The sequence below is a fragment of the Acidaminococcus sp. AM33-14BH genome, from assembly GCF_003603525.1.
Classification (GTDB): Bacteria; Bacillota; Negativicutes; order Acidaminococcales; family Acidaminococcaceae; genus Acidaminococcus; species Acidaminococcus intestini.
Genome location: NZ_QTNG01000014.1, coordinates 26033 through 44381, shown reverse-complemented (window position 1 = coordinate 44381; position 18349 = coordinate 26033). Strand labels below are relative to the sequence as shown.

Below are 18349 nucleotides of genomic sequence, written 5' to 3'. Positions count from 1 at the left end.
CCGGTTGGATTGACACCTCACTTGCTTTAGGCAGTGGGGTGTTTTTCTTATGTTTGATCTTAAGAGCTTGGACTAAGCGGATCATGTGAAAACGATCTGCCACGATGCACGCCTTAGGGAAGATTGTTTTTATGACAGAACGAAACTGCATGGATATGTCCATCTCTTTCTTCTTAGGAGAGGGAAATATGACTCTGCAGTCAGCCTATCTGTTTCTTGCGGTCAGCCATTTTTTACCCTGCTCTGCGAATTCCTTGGATCTGATCTTGAAGACTTCGCATATAGTCTTCTCTGTGTTTATGCAGTACATATTGAAGCGCCTTGAAGCTATTCTTACAATAAGCCAAGTGAAAGTGAAATGCTTCCTTCATTAATCATGTTTTTCATAAGGAGTGTTCAAGCTAAAGACTTATTTATTCGTCCCTTTTTGGTAACGTATTTCCTGAGGGCGAGGCGTCTTCGTATTTTTTGGCGACTCGTATGATTCCCCTTTTTTACTGGGCGCAGCTCATTTCCGTTTACGTTAATTCCAAAATCATAGGCAGACTTCCTTTTTGACGCTTCGTTATGTATCAAAGTTCATATCAAGGTGGAACATTTTTCTTAATTTTTTGTATTCAATCGAGCAAATTCGGTGTATACTTGTGTATAAGAAATGAGAGGGGTTTCTTTTTCCCTCTTTTTTCCCTTCCAGAAGGGACTGGAAGGTCGTCCATTATTTGAAAGGAGTTGATTATTTTGACAGGTATACCTCTTATGATTGCATTTATTCTTGCCATCATCATTATGATTCTTGCAATCTCTAAGTACAACATTCATCCCTTCCTGTCCATTTTGACTGTTTCCGTTATCTTTGGCATTATTGGCGGCATTCCTTTGGTTAAGACGGGCAAAGTCCTCGGGATTGCCGATGTTGTCAGTGCTGGTTTTGCTGGTACTTTCAATAGCATCGGCATTGTCATCATTATGGGGGCACTCGTCGGTGCCCTTTTGGAAAAGACCGGGGCTGCACTCAAGATGGCAGACTGCGTCGTTCGGCTTGTTGGGAAAAACAATACGTCTCTTGCCGTCCTCATTATGGGTTGGATCGTATCCATCCCTGTCTTCTGTGACAGTGGTTTTGTTATTCTGAACCCGATCCGGAAGGCTTTAGTGCGCCGTACGCATGCTTCTGGTGTTGCTACTGCTGTAGCCATGAGCATGGGGCTTTATATTACCCATTGCTTCATCCCGCCTACACCCGGCCCGATTGCCGCGGCAAACACTATTTACGAAGGCATGCAGATGGATACGAACCTGATCCTTGTCATTGCTATGGGGGCTTGTGCTTCCATTCTTCCGATGATTGCGGCCTACTTCTATGCTAACTACATTGGCGGTAAAATCAAAACAAAGGAAGAAAAGACTATGGAAGCCGGTGAAGCCGGGGAAATGACGGAAACCTATGAAGAACTGATGAAAAGCTATGGTGAACTTCCCAGTGCTTTTATGAGCTTTGCACCTATCATTGTCCCGATTCTCCTGATGGCCCTTTCAAGCGCTATGAATATGGCGGGGAATAAGATCCCTATTGTAACCTTCCTCGGGACCCCGATCATTGCCATCAGTGTCGGCGTCCTTCTTGGCATTCTGCTCTTTGCGTCCCGCCCCATGGAAGACAAGGCCAAGGCTTTTTATGAACTGACGAATGAAACCCTGAAAGTCTGCGGCCCCATCCTCTTTATTACGGCAGCTGGCGGCGTTCTGGGCAAGGTTATCGCTTCGACCAACATGGTTGCCTTCATCAAGGCCAATTCGACGACGCTTGCTGGTCTTGGTATTTTCTTTCCTTTCATTCTCTCAGCTATCCTCAAGACGGCACAGGGGTCTTCTACCGTGGCCATTACAACGACAGCCGGCATCATGGCGCCTCTTATGACGACCTTGGGCCTTGGCACTCCTATCCTTGCAGCGGTAACGGTCATTGCCATCGGAGCTGGAGCCATGACCGTCTCCCATGCCAACGACTCCTATTTCTGGGTTGTTACAAATTTTGGTGATATGGAAGTCCAAGATGGGTACCGGGCACAGACGTTCGGAACCTTTGTGACAGGTCTGGCTGCCATGCTTAATGTCTATATCATCTATCTTTTTGTTCGCTGAAAAGCAGCTCACAAGACTGTACGGGATCTCTTTTCCGTACAGTCTTTTCTTTGTGATAGGAATTCCCCCTATTTGCACTATGATATCTTGTACATTTTGAAAAAATGTCCTATAATGAATTCCGGTATCTTGATAGGATATCATGGAAAAAACGGGGGAATTGCTCCGCTTGCGCCGTGGATTCATGCGTTTATAGGCCATTGTGCTAACTGTAACATTTAAGTTGACAGAACGCACCGGAATAAGGTAGAATTCACTGTAAAGGAATATGATTTAAATTCTATCGTAGGATCATACAAGTAAGAGAGGTTAGAGACATGAGTGAACTATTACGAGTCGAAGGGCTGCATGTGGCTGTCGAAGGAAAGGAAATCCTCAAGGGACTTGATCTTGTCATCAATAAGGGCGAGACCCATGTCATCATGGGGTCCAATGGGGCTGGCAAATCAACCCTTTTCAACGCAGTCATGGGAAATCCGAAATATGTGGTCACAGCAGGGCATATCTATCTGGAAGGAAAGGAGATTACTCACGAACCAGTCAACGAACGGGCTAAGGCAGGGATCTTCATGGCCTTCCAGAATCCTATCTCCGTCCAGGGCATTTCAGTTGAAAACTTCATTCGCAATGCCAAGAGCACGGTTAGCGGTGAGACCCAGCGAATCATGCCCTTTCGCAAGAAGCTGCATAAACAGATGGATGCCCTTAAGATGGATCGCTCCTATGCGGACCGTTATGTCAACGATGGGTTTTCCGGCGGTGAACGCAAGAAAAATGAGATTCTCCAGATGACCATGCTCGAGCCGAAACTGACTATGCTCGATGAAATTGACTCCGGTCTTGATGTTGACGCTGTCCGCATCGTATCAGAGGCCGTCAACGAATATCACAATGAGGACAACTCTCTCCTGATCATTACGCACCACAGTGAGATCCTGCAAAAACTGCATCCCGATGTGGTGCACGTCCTCATTGCTGGTAAGATTGTCAAGAGCGGTGATGCTTCCCTCATCCGTGAGATCGAGGAAAACGGCTACGACGCCTATAAGAACTGATAGGTAGGTGAGCATTATGTCGGAAGAAAAGAGAACCGGATTGGACGAGGAAAAGAAGATTTTCGATTCCGTCGACAATCTCGGAAACATGTATAACTTCAGGAATGACTTCAAGTATTCCTATAAGACCGATGCTGGCCTGACACCGGACATCGTCCAGGAGATTTCCGAAAAGAAGGATGAGCCGAAATGGATGCGCGACTTCCGCCTGAAATCTCTTGATATCTACAATCAAATGCCGTACCCGGTGTGGGGCCCTGATATCAGCGGTCTTGATATGGCCAATATCGTCACCTATGTCCGTCCTGATACGCAGATGAAGGCGGACTGGAACGACGTTCCTGATGATATCAAGGATACCTTTGACCGTTTGGGCATTCCGGAAGCGGAAAAGACTTCCCTTGCGGGTGTAGGTGCCCAGTATGATTCGGAAGTCGTTTATCACAGCATCCAAGAAGACCTTGTCAAGCAGGGCGTTGTCTATACAGATTTTGATACGGCACTTAAGGAATATGAAGATATCGTCAAGAGTCACTTCATGAAGCTTGTTCCGCCTACAGATCACAAGTTTGCCGCTCTGCATGGCGCTGTTTGGTCCGGCGGCTCCTTTGTCTATGTTCCTGACGGAATTGATGTTGAAATTCCGCTGCAGAGTTATTTCCGTCTCAATGCGCCAGGAGCTGGACAGTTTGAACATACCCTGATCATTGTCGGTAAAGGGGCCAAGGTTCATTTCATCGAAGGCTGCAGTGCCCCAAAATACAACGTGGCTAATCTACACGCCGGCTGTGTTGAACTTTTTGTTGGCGATGAAGCCACTCTGACTTATTCGACGATTGAAAACTGGTCGAAGAATATGTACAACATGAACACGAAGCGCTGCGTCGTTGGTAAGAACGGAACCATCAATTGGGTTACTGGGTCCTTCGGCTCCCATACATCCTGTCTGTATCCTATGAGCATCCTCAATGGGGAAGGCGCCCACTGCGAATTTACAGGAGTTACCTTTGCCGGTAAGGGACAGTATCTTGATACGGGTTCCAAGGTAATTCACAATGCTCCGAACACGACGAGCAACATCAATTCCAAATCCATTTCCAAAGATGGCGGCGTCTGCATCTATCGAGGCAGCGTGGTCATTGGGGAAAAGGCAGAAGGGGCCAAATCGAACGTGAGCTGCGAATCCCTTATGCTGGATGAACAGTCCCAGTCCGATACGATCCCTGCCATTGTCATCAAGAATGACAATGTGGACCTTGGGCATGAAGCGAAGATCGGCCGCATTTCTGATGAAGCCATCTTCTATCTTATGAGCCGCGGCCTGAGTGAAGATGAAGCACGGGCCATGCTGGTCCGTGGGTTTGTTGAACCGGTTTCGAAGGCACTGCCGCTTGAGTATGCTGTCGAAATGAACAATTTGATCAATCTGGAACTCAAAGGTTCCATGTAAGGAGGTAGGAGAGCATGAAACAGATTTTCAATGAACTGCCTCGTCCTACTTTCCGTTGGATGAGAGTAAACCATCAGGAACTGGAAACTCCGGAAGTAAAGCTTGTCCCTGAGGCTGCTGTAGAAGAACGGCATGAAGGCTCTGCTGAAGTCACTTTCTTTACGGGCCGGCGCGTTCCGAATTTGGAGGATTTTGCCGGTGCAAGCCAGGAATCCATGAAGGATGCTTTGGAAAAGGGCAATGTAAATTGTGAAATCAGCGTCAAGGATGGGGAAAAAGCCAAGGTGTGGCTTGACTACAGCCTCTCAGAGACGGTTTCTGCCCTTGTGGGACAGCTTTATATCAAGGCGGGCAAAAATAGCGATGTCGAGGTCTTTACGACTTTCGAAGGAGATGCCCCGGACGGACTCGTTAATGTCCTCTTTTATGTAGAGGCTGGCGAGAACGCAAATGTGAACGTCAGCAAGGTCCAGATCCATGGCAGCCATGTCCGTCACATTGATCAGCGCTATACCCATGATGGCAAGGGCAGCAAGGTGAAGTTTGTCTCTGCTGAAGTGGGCGGCAAGGAAACCTTGGTCTATGTCCGCACGGATCTTGATCACGACGAGTCGGACTTCAAGAGTCAGACCATGTATCTTGGCAGTGAAAACCAGCTCTTTGATTTTTCCTATTGGGTTCCGACCCAAGGAATCAAGACCAATACGGACATTCTCACGACGGGAGCTCTCATGGGAACCAGCCGCAAATATTTCCGCGGCACGATCGATTTTCTGCGAGGCGGCAAGAAAGCTGTGGGCAACGAAGAAGATACATGTCTGCTCCTTAATAAGGGCGTCCATTCCATTTCCGTTCCTTTGCTTCTTTGCAAGGAAGATGATGTCGTTGGCAACCACGCCGCAAGTTCCGGCCAGGTAGACCCCGATATGCTTTTTTATCTGATGAGCCGCGGCCTCAGCGAAAACGGCGCTCGTCTTGTCATTGTTGAATCCAATATCCGTCCGGTCATTGACCAGTTAGGCGATGAAACCCTGGCGAACAAGGCTCTCCGGGCAGTACGGGAGAAAATGGAGTTTTGTACCCAGAAAGGAATTTGCGATGAAAAATGTACGGAAAGACTTCCCAATCTTAACTAAAAAGGTCAATGGTCATCCCCTTGTCTATTTCGACAATGCGGCAACGACCCAAAAGCCCTATCAGGTCATCCATGCCATGGTGGACCTATTGGAACACTATAATGGCAACCCCCATCGTGGGGCCCATACCCTCAGCATTGAAGCCACGGAATTGTATGACAGCGCCCGTGAAGCTGTTGCCCGCTTCATCAATGCCAAGAGTGCCGATGAGGTCATTTTCGTCCGCAATACGACGGAAGCTCTGAACCTAGTGGCCAGAAGCTATGGGGAAGCGAATCTCCATACAGGGGACAAAATCGTCATCCCCATTTCTGAGCACCATTCCGATATTGTGCCTTGGCAACGTGTGGCAAGCCGTACAGGGGCCCAGCTTGTTTATATGTACCTTGATGAAGAAGGCCATTTTACGGATGAAGACCTGGCAAAGATCGACGAAAAGACAAAAATCGTGGCTTTTGCTGCGGTCAGCAATGTCCTTGGTATGAAGCGCCCCATTGAAAAGATCATTGAAAAAGCGCATGCAGTTGGTGCCATTGCCGTCCTTGATGGAGCCCAATCCGCACCTCACATGAAGAGTGATGTCCAGAAGTGGGATTGTGATTTCTATGCTTTCAGCGGTCATAAGATGATGGGCTCTGCTGGCACGGGTGTCCTTTATGGCAAGAAGAAACTCCTTAATGCCATGGAACCTTTCCTCTCTGGCGGAGACATGATTGAATATGTGCAGGAACAGAGTACGACCTTTGAACAGGTCCCGTTTAAATTTGAGGCAGGGACGGAAAATGTGGAAGGAGCGGTTGCTCTTCATGCAGCCATCGATTATCTTGAAGACCTTGGTTTTGATGAAATCGAGCGCCATGAATATGAATTGACCAAGCACTGCCTTGAAGGCCTAATGAAGCTTCCTTATGTCCATATCTTGGGCAGCAAAGATCCGGAAGAAAAGGTTGGTGTCATTGCCTTTACCATTGACGGTGTGCATCCTCACGATGTGGCGACGATCCTTGACAGCTATGGCATTGCTATTCGCAGCGGCCATCATTGCGCCCAGCCTTTGGGTCATCACCTCCATGTCGAAGCATCGAATCGTGCCAGTTTCTATATCTATAACACCATCGAAGAAGTGGACTACTTCCTGGACAAGCTTCCTCTTGTTCGGAAACAGATGGGATTCAAGGATTAAAAGGGTGATACAATGAGCAGCGTGGATATGAATCAACTTTATTCGGACATCATTCTGGAACATAACCAGAACCAGATGAACAAACGTGCCTTGGATAAGTTCACGCTCCAGGAGCATGGACATAATCCGAGCTGTGGTGATGACATTACCCTCCAGGCCGATATCGAAGGCGGCATCGTCAAGGATGCGGCCTATACGGGCCATGGCTGTGCCATCAGCCAGGCTTCGGCAGACATGATGATTGACCTCATCAAGGGCAAATCCGTCAAGGAAGCACTCCGTCTGGTCAATCTTTTCCTCGATATGATCAAAAGGGAAGTGACCGATGACGATGAACTGGAAGAATTGGAAGATGCCATCAGCTTGAAGAATATCTCCAATATGCCGGCTCGCGTCAAATGTGCGGTTCTTGCTTGGCATACTTTGAAAGAAGCCCTTTCCGACGATAAGGAAGCCTCCGAACAATAATATATGGGCTATTGGCTGCTGTACCCAAACGGGTATGGCAGCTTTTTTATGTCTGCAACGAACGGAAAATCCGTAAAGTTCTATACAAAGTTTTTTGAGTTTGTAGTATAATCTATGGGTAATGCTTAACGAGTCAATAAGGAGGATGCAGAGGATGCATACATTTAGCACGGAGCTGGGGGGCAGACCCCTTACCATCGAAACAGGCAAGATTGCCAAGCAGGCCAATGGGTCTGTTCTCATCCGCTATGGGGAAACAGCCGTTGTGGTTGCTGTCACCGGTACGGATACACCGCGGGAAGGGGTTGATTTCTTTCCCCTGACGGTTGATTTTGAAGAGAAGATGTACGCTGTCGGGAAGATTCCTGGCGGCTTCCTGAGAAGAGAGGGCCGTCCGCCTGAAACGGCTATCCTGACGAGCCGTCTCATTGACCGACCAATCCGTCCCATGTTTCCTGATGGCTATCATAATGACGTGCAGATTGTTGCAACGGCTGTGTCCGTCGATCCCGATAATGCACCTGATATTCCTGCTATGATCGGTGCTTCCTGCGCTCTTTCCATTTCTGATATTCCTTTTGAAGGTCCGATTGCCGGTGTCCGTGTTGGCCGCGTGGATGGAAAATTCATCATCAACCCGACCCTTGAGCAGGCTGCGGTCAGCGAAATGAACGTTGCTGTTGCCGGAACCAAAGAGGCCATTCTCATGGTTGAAGCTGGGGCCAAGGAAGTTTCCGAACAGGTCATGCTTGATGCCATCTTGTTTGGACACGAAGAAATCAAGAAACTGGTTGCTTTTCAGGAACAGATTCAGGCTGAAGTAGGCAAACCCAAGATGGAATTTACCCCTTATGTGCCGCCTGAAGCCCTTTCCAAGGAAATCATGGAATACGGTGAACCGAAGATCCACGATGCCCTCATGGATCCCGATAAGCTTCATCGCGACAAGATGGTTTCCGAAACCAAGGAAGCGATCCTGGAACATTTTGTGGAGCTTTATCCTGAAAGTGAAATCGATATTGCCCATATTGTGCAGAAGCTTGTCAAGAAGGTCTTTCGTCACATCATTACCCATGATAAGATCCGTCCGGACGGCCGTGCCCTTGATGAGGTACGTCCTATCAGCTGCGAAGTTGGTCTTTTGGCCCGGCCTCATGGCTGCAGCCTCTTTACACGCGGTCAAACCCAGGTTCTCAACTGCCTTGCTTTGGCGCCGCTCCGCGAAGCCCAGACCCTTGATGGCCTTGGGACGGAGCTGACAAAACGTTACATCCACCACTACAATTTCCCGCCCTACAGCGTCGGTGAAACAAAACCCCTGCGCAGTCCGGGCCGCCGCGAAATCGGCCATGGTGCCCTGGCAGAACGGGCCTTGCTTCCGGTTATTCCTTCGGAAGAGGAATTTCCATACACGATCCGACTGGTTTCAGAAGTCCTGGAATCGAACGGTTCTTCCTCCATGGCCAGTACCTGCGCCAGCACCCTCAGCCTGATGGATGCCGGCGTGCCAATCAAGGCTCCTGTTTCCGGTGTGGCCATGGGCCTTGTCAAGGAAGGGGATGATATTACCATCCTGACGGATATTCAGGGCCTTGAAGACGCCAATGGTGATATGGACTTCAAGGTTGCCGGTACGGAAAAAGGCATTACGGCCATCCAAATGGATATCAAGATTGACGGCATCAACCGTCAGATCTTTGAACAGGCACTTGAACAGGCTCGCAAGGGCCGTGCCTGTATCCTCGGCAAGATGCTTGAATGTATCCCGGCACCGCGGCCTTCCCTCAAGGAACATGCACCAAAAATTACGACCCTCAAGATCAATCCGGACAAGATCAAGGATGTGATTGGACCGGGCGGTAAGGTCATCAAGAAAATCACCGAGGAATCCGGTGCCAAGATTGATATCGAGGAAGATGGAACGGTTTACGTAGCTGCTGCTGATCAGGCCTCTGCCAACAAAGCTATTGAAGCCATCAATGCCATTACGGCTGAACCGGAAATTGGAAAGATTTATACAGGTAAAGTCACACGCCTGATGAATTTCGGCGCCTTTGTTGAATTCATGCCTGGCCGGGAAGGCTTGGTCCACATTTCGCAACTCGCCAAGGAACGGGTGGAAAAAGTGGAAGACGTGGTAAACGTGGGTGATGAAATTGTTGTTAAGCTCGTTGAAATCGACGCTAAGGGACGCATGAACCTGTCCCGCAAAGCGGCGCTGCAAAGCCACTGATTCTTGACCCTAAAAAGGGGCATGTTCTGAAAAAAGTCACGAACATGCCCCTTTCTTGCTATATCCAGATGGTAGAATGGGTTTCAACTTGTAAGGAGAGATCATCAATGGGATTTTTTAATTTCCATAAAAAAACAGAATTATTGGCCCCTATGACGGGACGTGTGATTCCTCTTGAAAAGGTGCCTGATGCCGTCTTTTCCCAAAAGACCCTAGGGGAGGGAGCGGCCATCATGCCTGAAGACGGTCTTGTAACCGCACCTTGTGACGGTACGATTGCCTATGTCCCGGATACGAAACATGCGATTGCCCTGACGAGTACCAAGGGAGTGGAAGTCTTGATCCATGTGGGAATCGACACCGTTTCCTTACAGGGGGAGGGCTTTGATGCCCTTGTAAAGGAAGGTGATTCCGTCTCAAGGGGACAGGGGCTTCTTCAGGTTGATCTTTCCCTTCTTGCCAGCAAGAAAATGAATCCTGTGACTCCCCTTGTTGTGACGGGTGGCGCGGCATCCATTACGCTGCTGCAAAAAGAAGGAACCCGTGTTGAAAGCGGAAAAGACGCCATTGTTTCTGTCAAGGAAGAGGAGGAGTGAAGCCATGGAAATCAACGGCAGCGGCGGCAGCCTTATCGAACGGAAATATCGTCTTCCTGTCACTGTCATTTGGCAGCTTGCCCTTGATACAGCCCGGGAGATGGAAATCAGCCTAAAGGAAGTGGATGAAAAGGAGCATCTTTTTCAGGGAAGTCTCCTCACGGGAGAAAAAACCTTTCTTTTTGGCGAGCCAAAGAAAAAAGAGGTTTCCCTCGTTGTGACGCCCGTAGAAGAAGGCTGTCAGGTCATCCTTGATATTCATAAGGAACGGATTGAGGTCTATAGCTTCCGGCCACAAAATAAGGAAACAGAAGCCTTCATGAAACGGCTTGAAGCTAAAATAGAGGCGTATACGCAGGACAGTCCTTGTCCTCACTGTGGCCGTCAGGTTCCTCATGATGCCAGATTCTGCCCCTACTGCGGCAATCTTTTGGCGTAAAGAAATAAAAAAGAACCAGTTACCGAAGTAACTGGTTCCTACCGTTTCCTCTAGCTTAGATGGCGCGGGTCACCTTGCCGGAACGTAAGCAGCGAGTGCAAACATTAACGCTCTTGACTTCGCCGTCTACAACTGCTTTGACCTTTTGAATGTTAGGCTTCCAAGAACGTTTCACATGTCTATTGGAATGGCTGACATTGTTGCCGCTCAGCTCACCTTTCTTGCAGATATCACAGATGCATGCCATGGTCCCACCTCCTTCTAGCTAATAAGGCAATGCTAATTTTTAACTCAATGCAAGTATTTTAACACAAACAAAGAGTTTCTTGCAAGTAAATTTTGGTGAAATCCTGAAGACCATAGGAAATGCCCCCATTAGGACAGAAAATTTGGTATGATTAAAAGAAATCATAGAGGAGGGATCCATCAATGAAAAAAATAGATGCCAAAACCCAGTCACTGCCATGGTGGAAAAAGCCCGTTTCCTCCTTGAAAGGGGTTGGTCCTAAAAAGGCGATTGAGTTCGAAGGACTAGGAATTGTGACGATTGGAGACCTCTTGAATCATTTTCCCCGTCAAGGATGTTATCTTGATTATTCTCATGTAAAGACAATCCGGGAACTGACCCTTGATGGTTCCATGCAGCTTTTTCGCGGACAGATTGCCCGCATCATAAAACGGCGCAGTGCTCGGAATATGCGCTATGCGTCAGTCGTGGTCAGCGATGGGACGGCTTTTGCCGAAATCTTTCTTTTTGGGGCCCAAGTCTATGCCGTACGGTATCTGGAAAATGGGGATGATGTCCTTGTCATTGGGAAAGTCGGTCCGGGACGAACCGCCAAGGCTGTCACTCAGGCTGTCATTTCCAAGGTCAAAGATGAGCATCCGGAAGCTCCGGGTATCCTGCCGACCTATGCCTTAAGCGGCAGTCTTACCCAAAAAAATGTGCGTTCTGCTGTGCGCCAAGCCCTGCTTCTTGCAAAGCACCATCTCCCTGAATGCCTGCCTGATTGGATCATGAGAAAAAAAGGCTTCCTTTCCCGCTATGAGGCCTTGGAAGCCATTCACTTCCCGCCGTCCTTGGAAAAAATGGAAGAAGCAAGAAGACGCTTCATTTTTGAGGAACTCTTCTTTATCCAGTGTGGGCTTCTGCACCATCGAGCCAACATCAAGAAAAGGAGCCTAGGTATCAAGATGGGTCATTGCGGGCCCTTATGGCAGTCTGTTTTGGACCATTTAGGCTTTACCTTGACGGAAAGCCAAAAAAAAGCTTGGCAGGAAATCAATGATGATATGGAAAGTCCTGAACCCATGAATCGTCTCCTCCAAGGTGATGTTGGTTCAGGAAAGACGGCTGTCGCTATGCTGGCGCTTGCTAAAGCTGCTGAAAATGGCTATCAAGGCTGTCTGATGGCACCAACGGAAATCCTTGCAGAGCAGCATTACAAAGAAATGCAGAAGGTCTTGGAACCTTTGGGCATCCATACAGCCCTGCTTACGGGGAGCCTGGGGCAAGCGGCTCGGCGGGAGGTCTTGGAGGGACTTGCTGACGGCACCATCAAGGCCGTCGTTGGGACCTACGCTCTGATCCAAGATGCCGTTACTTTTCACTCCTTGGCACTTGCCATAACGGATGAACAGCATCGCTTTGGCGTGGAGCAGCGATCCCGCTTGTCGGGAAAATCAAGCTATACACCCCATGTCCTTGTCATGACAGCGACGCCCATTCCGCGAACCCTTGCCTTAACCGTTTATGGGGATCTTGATGTGTCTCTTATGAAGGGGCTCCCACCAGGACGCAAACCAATCAAGACCTTGTGCTACACCGATGAAAAACGGGCCGATGTCTATGCTGGCCTTATCCATCAAGTGAAAGAAGGGCATCAGGCTTACATTGTGGCCCCTCTGATTGAGGGTTCGGACACGGTCGATGCAAAATCCGCGACAGACCTATATGAGGAACTGACCCAGACTTTTTTGAAGGGTATTCCCTGCGGCCTCCTTCACGGACGCCTCAAAGCAGAGGAAAAGGATGCGGTCATGGCTGATTTTGTGAGTGGAAAGACCAAGGTCCTCATTGCTACAACGGTGATTGAAGTTGGCGTCAATGTACCCAATGCGACGCTGATGATCATTGAAGGGGCGGATCGTTTTGGACTGGCCCAGATGCACCAGCTCCGAGGCCGTGTCGGTCGTGGATCGAGTCAATCGTATTGTGTGCTGCTTACCGGTTCGAATCAGCCCCAGACATTGGAACGGCTCCAGATCATGCGCAGCTGCAGTGATGGCTTCCTGCTTGCCGAGAAAGATATGGAACTTCGAGGCGCCGGCCAGCTTTTTGGCGTTCGGCAGCATGGGCTGCCCGACCTCTATATTGCGGATATCCTTCGTGATACGGATACCCTTGTAGAAGCACGGGAATATGCCAAACGGATTATGGCCGATCCCCAAGGGGCCCGTTTCATTGAGGAAGGCGTCGCTACCACCCAGTTTGATGGACGGTTTGAACAGATTTTTAATTCCTGACTGAAGGATGGATGAAATGAATAAAAAAATTAATTGGAAAAGCGGAAGCTTTAAATGTATTACTTTTCTGCTTCTTATAGGATGCCTGTTGGCTATCCATGTTTTTGCGCCAGGCGTTACGGAAAATCTGTGTCATTTGGCCCGCGGCGGCAATCTTAAGGAGACAACGGATTATCTGAGGAGCTTTGGCCCTTGGGCCATCGTGGTCAGCTTTTTTCTCGATGTCCTCATCAATGCCCTCGGATTTTTGCCCTCCATTTTTTTATCAACGGCAAATGGTGTTATCTTTGGTTTGCCTCTTGGGATTACTGTATCCTGGCTGGCCGAAACCGTCGGTGTGGTGCTTAATTTTTTTGTGCTTCGCTATTTTTTGCGTGATGAAGCGGAAAAGCTCATTACAAAGAGCAATAACCTGAAGCGCCTTGATGAAATGAGCAGCAAGGGCGGGCTTACAGCTATGGCCCTTGCCCGGACGCTGCCTTATTTTCCGTCAGGAATCCTGACCGCGTTGGGCGCCGTAAGCCGGATGAGCGCACGGGATTATATTATTGCCAATCTGATTGGCAAATTCCCTTCAACCGCACTTGAAGTCGTCGTAGGGCATGATGTTGTCAATTTCCGGGCCCATATGGACCGCCTTGCCGTCTTGACTACCCTTGTTATCATCGTCTATGGGGGACTTCTGTACCACCGGAAACGGAAGGAGAAGAAATCGTCCTAGGATGTTATCGCTTCGTTTCAGATCCTTTCTAAACCTAATATTCACGGCAGTGAAACGTCTCTTGATCTGTAACTTACTATACAGATTAAGAGGCGTTTTTTACCGTTAAGGAAAGTCGTGCAAGAAAAGAAGGAAAATTCCAAGAAATCAGCGAAAAAGGATACCATGAGATTGTTACGAATAGATTCGATATAAAGGGGGCAATAACGTGAAAGAGTACACAGGTGATAAAATCAGGAACGTTGCTATTGTAGGGCACGGCGGTGCAGGGACGACTTCCCTTACGGAAGCCCTGCTTTATCGCAGCGGCGCCATCAGCCGGATGTGCAAAGTGGAGGATGGACAGACAACAACGGACTTTGAGCCAGAGGAAATCAAGCGCGGTGTTTCTGTCAGTGCGACCCTTGCGCCTGTTGAATGGAACGATGTCAAGATCAACTTCCTTGATACCCCGGGATTTGCTGATTTCGTAGCTGAAGTAAAGGGCGCTTTCCGCGCCGTTGACAGTGTGCTCATAGTGGTCAGTGCAACGAGCGGGGTCCAGATTGGAACGGAACAATGCTGGAATCTCGCAGAAGAAGCCGGATTGCCTCGATTGATTTTCGTTAATAAGATGGACCGTGAAAATGCTGACTTTGATCAAATCATGGATAACCTCCGGACCAAGATTGGTAAACGGGTTCTGCCGCTCCATCTGCCTTTGGGCAAGGAAGAGAATTTCTGTGGTGTCATCGACGTCTTCAATCAGAAGGCCTACCGCGGCAACGGCAATGGAGCCGATGAAATCGAAGTCCCGGATGAACTGAAGGACTGGGTCGCCGATGCTCACAGCAAGATGGTGGAAGCGGCTGTCGAAGCCGATGATGAGGTTATGGAAAAATACCTTGAAGGTGAGGAAATTCCAGACAATGTCATCATGAACTGCCTTGTTAAAGGTATCCGGCAAGGCATCATCTTCCCTGTGCTCTGCGGCAGTGCGTATAAGAACATTGGCCTTGGCCGCTGCCTGAATGCCATCGTAAACTATACTTTCCCCTCCGTTCTCAATGATTTTGAAGTGGAAAATCCGACCACCGGCAAAACGGAAGTCCGCGACTCGAACGCACCTATGGCTGCTCTCGTCTTTAAGACAACGGCAGATCCCTTTGTGGGCCGTCTGAGTTTTGTCAGGGTCTTTTCCGGTGCCATTTCGGCGGATAGTGCGGTCTATAATGCCAGCCGTGAGGAAATGGAAAAAGTCGGGCCTGTCTTTACCTTGCGCGGGAAGACGCAGATTCCTATGAAACAGATTGTAGCCGGTGATATTGGGGTCATTTCCCGTCTCCAGTTCACGGCAACGGGCGATACCTTAAGTGACAAGAACAACCCCGTCCTCTTTAAGCCCATTGAATTCCCGCTGCCTATGTACAGCCGGGCCATTTATCCGAAGAAGAAGGGTGATGAAGAAAAGATTGCCGGCGCTCTCACAAAACTCATGGATGAGGATCCGACCTTCATTGTAACTCGCAATAACGTAACAAAGGAAACGCTGATCAGTGGCATGGGGGATCAGCATCTTGAAATCATCATGGAGCGGATGACACGCAAGTTTGGTGTGGAAGCAGAACTTCGTGCACCGATTGTGGAATATAAGGAAACCATCCGCGGCACGGCAGAGGTTGAGGGCAAATACAAGAAACAAACGGGCGGTCATGGTCAGTATGGTCATGTTGTGGTTCGGCTTGAACCGCTGCCGCCTGTTGGAGGCTTTGAATTCGTCGATAAAATCTTCGGCGGTGCCGTTCCTCGCCAGTATATCCCAGCCGTAGAAAAGGGTATGCGCGAAGCCGTTGAACATGGAGTCCTTGCGGGCTATCCTGTAGTTGATATCAGGATCACCCTTCTTGATGGCTCCTATCATACGGTCGACTCTTCGGAAATGGCTTTTAAGGTGGCGGCTAACCAAGCCTTCCAGAAAGGCTGCGCGGAAGCAAAACCCGTTCTTATGGAACCGTATTATAACCTTGATGTTTACTGTGATGAACGGGTTACTGGCGACGTTATTTCCGACCTTAACAGCAAGCGGGGCCGCATCATGGGTATGCAGACCGCTGAAGATGGAAGAAGCTGTATCAAGGCCCAAGTGCCATATGCGGAGATCCTTGATTATGCAGTTGACCTCCGTGCCTTGACCCAAGGAACCGGAACCTTTGAGATGAAGTTCGATCATTATGAGGACGTTCCGCCAAAAATGGCTGAAAAGATCATTGAGGAGGCCAAGGAAAAAGAAGGAAAATAAGCACGTCATGGCCGCTGCCGCAGGCAGCGGCCCCTTTTTTGGAAGCTTTGTTGCGAAACCAAGCCAAATATCCTATAATCGTAAGGAAAGACCCAATATCCGAGTTATGGTAGGAGGAATATTGTTTTCATGAAAAAAATTGATCAAGAAAGCATCAATACCTTACGTTTCTTGTCCATTGATGAAGTCCAGGCTGCCAATTCCGGCCATCCCGGCCTTCCCCTTGGAACGGCTCCGCTTATGTATACGATCTGGGATCGTTTCATGAAGGTGAACCCCAAGGATCCGTCTTGGTTCGACCGCGATCGTTTTGTTCTTTCGCCAGGCCATGGTTCTGCCCTGCAATATGCCATGCTTCATTTGGCTGGATACAAGGTCTCCCTTGATGATTTGAAACAATTCCGTCAGTGGGGGTCCCTGACCCCGGGCCATCCGGAATATGGGGTCACGCCCGGTGTTGATGTTTCAACTGGTCCTTTAGGTCATGGATTTGCCATGGCCGTAGGTCTTGCCATGGCAGAAAAGATGCTTGCTGCCCGCTACAACAAAAAGGGGTTCCCCGTGGTAGACCATTATACCTATGGCATCACAAGCGACGGCGACCAGATGGAGGGTGTTGCTTCTGAAGCCGCTTCCCTTGCAGGGACGCTGGGACTAGGCAAATTAATTTTCCTTTATGACGATAACAAGATCACTATCGAAGGCCATACGGACATTGCCTTCAAGGAAGACGTGGGGGCTCGTTTTGTTGCCTATGGATGGCAGGTATTGCGTGTTTCTACCTCTGAGGATGTGGAAGAACTGGCCAAAGCCATCAAGGAAGCCAAAAGAGAAAAGAACCGTCCTTCCCTCATTATTGTTCCCACCCATATTGGTTTTGGCAGTCCGCGCCAGGATATGGCCAGTGCGCACGGCGAACCGCTGGGCGCTGAGAATGTGGCTGCCACTAAAAAAGCCGCCGGTTGGGATCCGGAAAAGTCCTTCTATGTGCCTGATGAAGTGCGGGCTCATTTCGAAGAAAAGATTCCCGCGGCAGAACGAAAAGAGGCTGAATGGGAAGCCCTTCTTGATGAATACGTCAAAAAATATCCTGATCTTGCAGCAGAACTGGTGGACCGCATGAATGGGAAGGTCGATCTTGATCTCAAGAAACTCATGGCTATCTTTGATGGTACGGAAAGCGCGGCTACACGTGCTGCTTCCGGTACAGTCCTGCAAAGCCTTGCCGATGCACTGCCAAGCCTTGTCGGCGGCAGTGCTGACCTTGGGCCATCCAACAAGACTGAAATGAAGGGCAAGGGGTTCTTCTCCGCGAGAACACCGGAAGGCCGCAATATCCACTTTGGAATCCGCGAACATGCCATGGGCTGTATCGTCAATGGGCTGAGCCTCCACGGCGGGCTCCTGCCTTTTGGCGCGACCTTCCTTGTCTTTGCTGATTTCATGCGTCCTGCTATCCGTATGGCCGCACTGATGGGCATTGGCAGCCATTTTGTCTTTACCCACGACAGCATCTTTGTCGGTGAAGATGGTCCGACCCATCAGCCTGTTGAACAGGCCATGAGCCTGCGGCTGATTCCTAACGTTTCCGTCATTCGGCCTGCTGATGCCCTTGAAACAGCGGCTGCTTGGAAGACGGCCTGTGAAACAAAAGACCGTCCGACCTGTCTGCTTCTTACCCGTCAGGGTATGCCCGTTCTTCATGATTATGCCAAAGTGATTGCTAAGGGTGCACCCAAAGGCGCTTACATCCTGAGCCCTTGCCCGAAAGAAGAAGACCTCAAGGCCGTTATCATTGCTACAGGCAGTGAAGTTCATTTAGCCCTTGAAGCCCAGAAAAAATTGACGAAACGTCATATCGGCGTTCAAGTTGTTTCCATGCCCAGCTGGGATCTTTTTGACAGCCAGAGTGCAGCCTACAGACGCCGCGTCCTTCCCAAGGATGTACCGGCGATTGCCGTCGAAGCAGGTGTCCGTACGGGCTGGGCCCGCTATACGGGCAGCGAGGACCACGTCATCGGTATCGATACATTTGGCGCTTCTGGTCCGGGTAAGACGGTCTATAAAGAATATGGATTCACCGTTGATCATATCGTTGATATGGTCCGCAAAGTAAAGTAGG

The 18349-nt window shown here is 49.2% G+C and carries 15 protein-coding genes; 13 read left to right on the top strand and 2 right to left on the bottom strand.

What is annotated here, in order from left to right; all coding sequences use genetic code 11:
* Positions 1–151 (bottom strand): transposase (locus DW817_RS10900; RefSeq protein WP_243634119.1); only part of this gene is annotated, 151 nt, incomplete at its 3' end.
* Positions 152–738: 587 nt separating this feature from the next.
* Here DW817_RS10900 and DW817_RS09635 point away from each other — a divergent pair.
* The 9 genes from DW817_RS09635 (at position 739) to DW817_RS09595 (ending at position 10702) form a co-directional block, all read left to right on the top strand.
* Positions 739–2142, top strand: a complete 1404-nt coding sequence (locus DW817_RS09635) for a GntP family permease (protein WP_016459749.1) — start codon at positions 739–741, stop codon at positions 2140–2142.
* 317 nt (positions 2143–2459) lie between these two features.
* A complete protein-coding gene (gene sufC / locus DW817_RS09630) occupies positions 2460–3197 on the top strand; it encodes a Fe-S cluster assembly ATPase SufC (RefSeq protein WP_009015994.1) in 738 nt (245 codons plus the stop codon).
* Between the two features lie 16 nt (positions 3198–3213).
* The gene (gene sufB, locus DW817_RS09625; protein WP_014128121.1) at positions 3214–4647 is read left to right on the top strand and encodes a Fe-S cluster assembly protein SufB; all 1434 of its coding nucleotides are present in this window, start codon (positions 3214–3216) and stop codon (positions 4645–4647) included.
* Positions 4648–4661: 14 nt separating this feature from the next.
* A complete protein-coding gene (locus DW817_RS09620; RefSeq protein ID WP_120112311.1) occupies positions 4662–5783 on the top strand; it encodes a SufD family Fe-S cluster assembly protein in 1122 nt (373 codons plus the stop codon).
* Positions 5746–6966 (top strand): aminotransferase class V-fold PLP-dependent enzyme, encoded by a 1221-nt coding sequence (locus DW817_RS09615; RefSeq protein ID WP_009015997.1) that lies wholly within the window; start codon positions 5746–5748, stop codon positions 6964–6966. Before DW817_RS09620 ends, DW817_RS09615 begins: the two co-directional genes overlap by 38 nt.
* 21 nt (positions 6967–6987) lie before the next feature.
* Complete coding sequence (gene sufU, locus DW817_RS09610; RefSeq protein ID WP_026385670.1) at positions 6988–7434, top strand: Fe-S cluster assembly sulfur transfer protein SufU; 447 nt, start codon at positions 6988–6990, stop codon at positions 7432–7434.
* 154 nt (positions 7435–7588) lie between these two features.
* Positions 7589–9667, top strand: coding sequence for a polyribonucleotide nucleotidyltransferase (locus DW817_RS09605; RefSeq protein WP_120112307.1), 2079 nt, complete (start codon positions 7589–7591; stop codon positions 9665–9667).
* 107 nt (positions 9668–9774) lie between these two features.
* Complete coding sequence (locus tag DW817_RS09600) at positions 9775–10263, top strand: PTS glucose transporter subunit IIA (protein ID WP_014128124.1); 489 nt, start codon at positions 9775–9777, stop codon at positions 10261–10263.
* 4 nt (positions 10264–10267) lie between these two features.
* Positions 10268–10702: a zinc ribbon domain-containing protein gene (locus DW817_RS09595; protein WP_014128125.1), complete on the top strand. Its 435-nt coding sequence runs from the start codon at positions 10268–10270 to the stop codon at positions 10700–10702.
* A gap of 55 nt (positions 10703–10757) precedes the next feature.
* On the opposite strand, the gene rpmB is transcribed toward DW817_RS09595, so the two are convergent.
* Positions 10758–10949, bottom strand: a complete 192-nt coding sequence (gene rpmB / locus DW817_RS09590) for a 50S ribosomal protein L28 (protein WP_009016002.1) — start codon at positions 10947–10949, stop codon at positions 10758–10760.
* Positions 10950–11131: 182 nt separating this feature from the next.
* On the opposite strand from rpmB, the gene recG reads away from it, so the two are divergent.
* The 4 genes from recG to tkt all read left to right on the top strand — a co-directional run bounded on the left by recG (position 11132) and on the right by tkt (position 18348).
* Positions 11132–13228 carry an ATP-dependent DNA helicase RecG gene (gene recG / locus DW817_RS09585; RefSeq protein WP_120112304.1) on the top strand — a complete coding sequence of 699 codons (2097 nt, stop codon included), beginning with the start codon at positions 11132–11134 and terminating at the stop codon, positions 13226–13228.
* Between the two features lie 16 nt (positions 13229–13244).
* A complete protein-coding gene (locus DW817_RS09580; RefSeq protein WP_009016004.1) occupies positions 13245–13949 on the top strand; it encodes a TVP38/TMEM64 family protein in 705 nt (234 codons plus the stop codon).
* A 208-nt stretch (positions 13950–14157) separates the two neighbouring features.
* Entirely contained in the window at positions 14158–16227 is a 2070-nt protein-coding gene (gene fusA, locus DW817_RS09575) for an elongation factor G (RefSeq protein ID WP_120112300.1), read from the top strand.
* Positions 16228–16356: 129 nt separating this feature from the next.
* Positions 16357–18348: a transketolase gene (gene tkt, locus DW817_RS09570; RefSeq protein ID WP_120112296.1), complete on the top strand. Its 1992-nt coding sequence runs from the start codon at positions 16357–16359 to the stop codon at positions 18346–18348.
* The last annotated feature ends 1 nt before the right edge of the window (position 18349 follow it).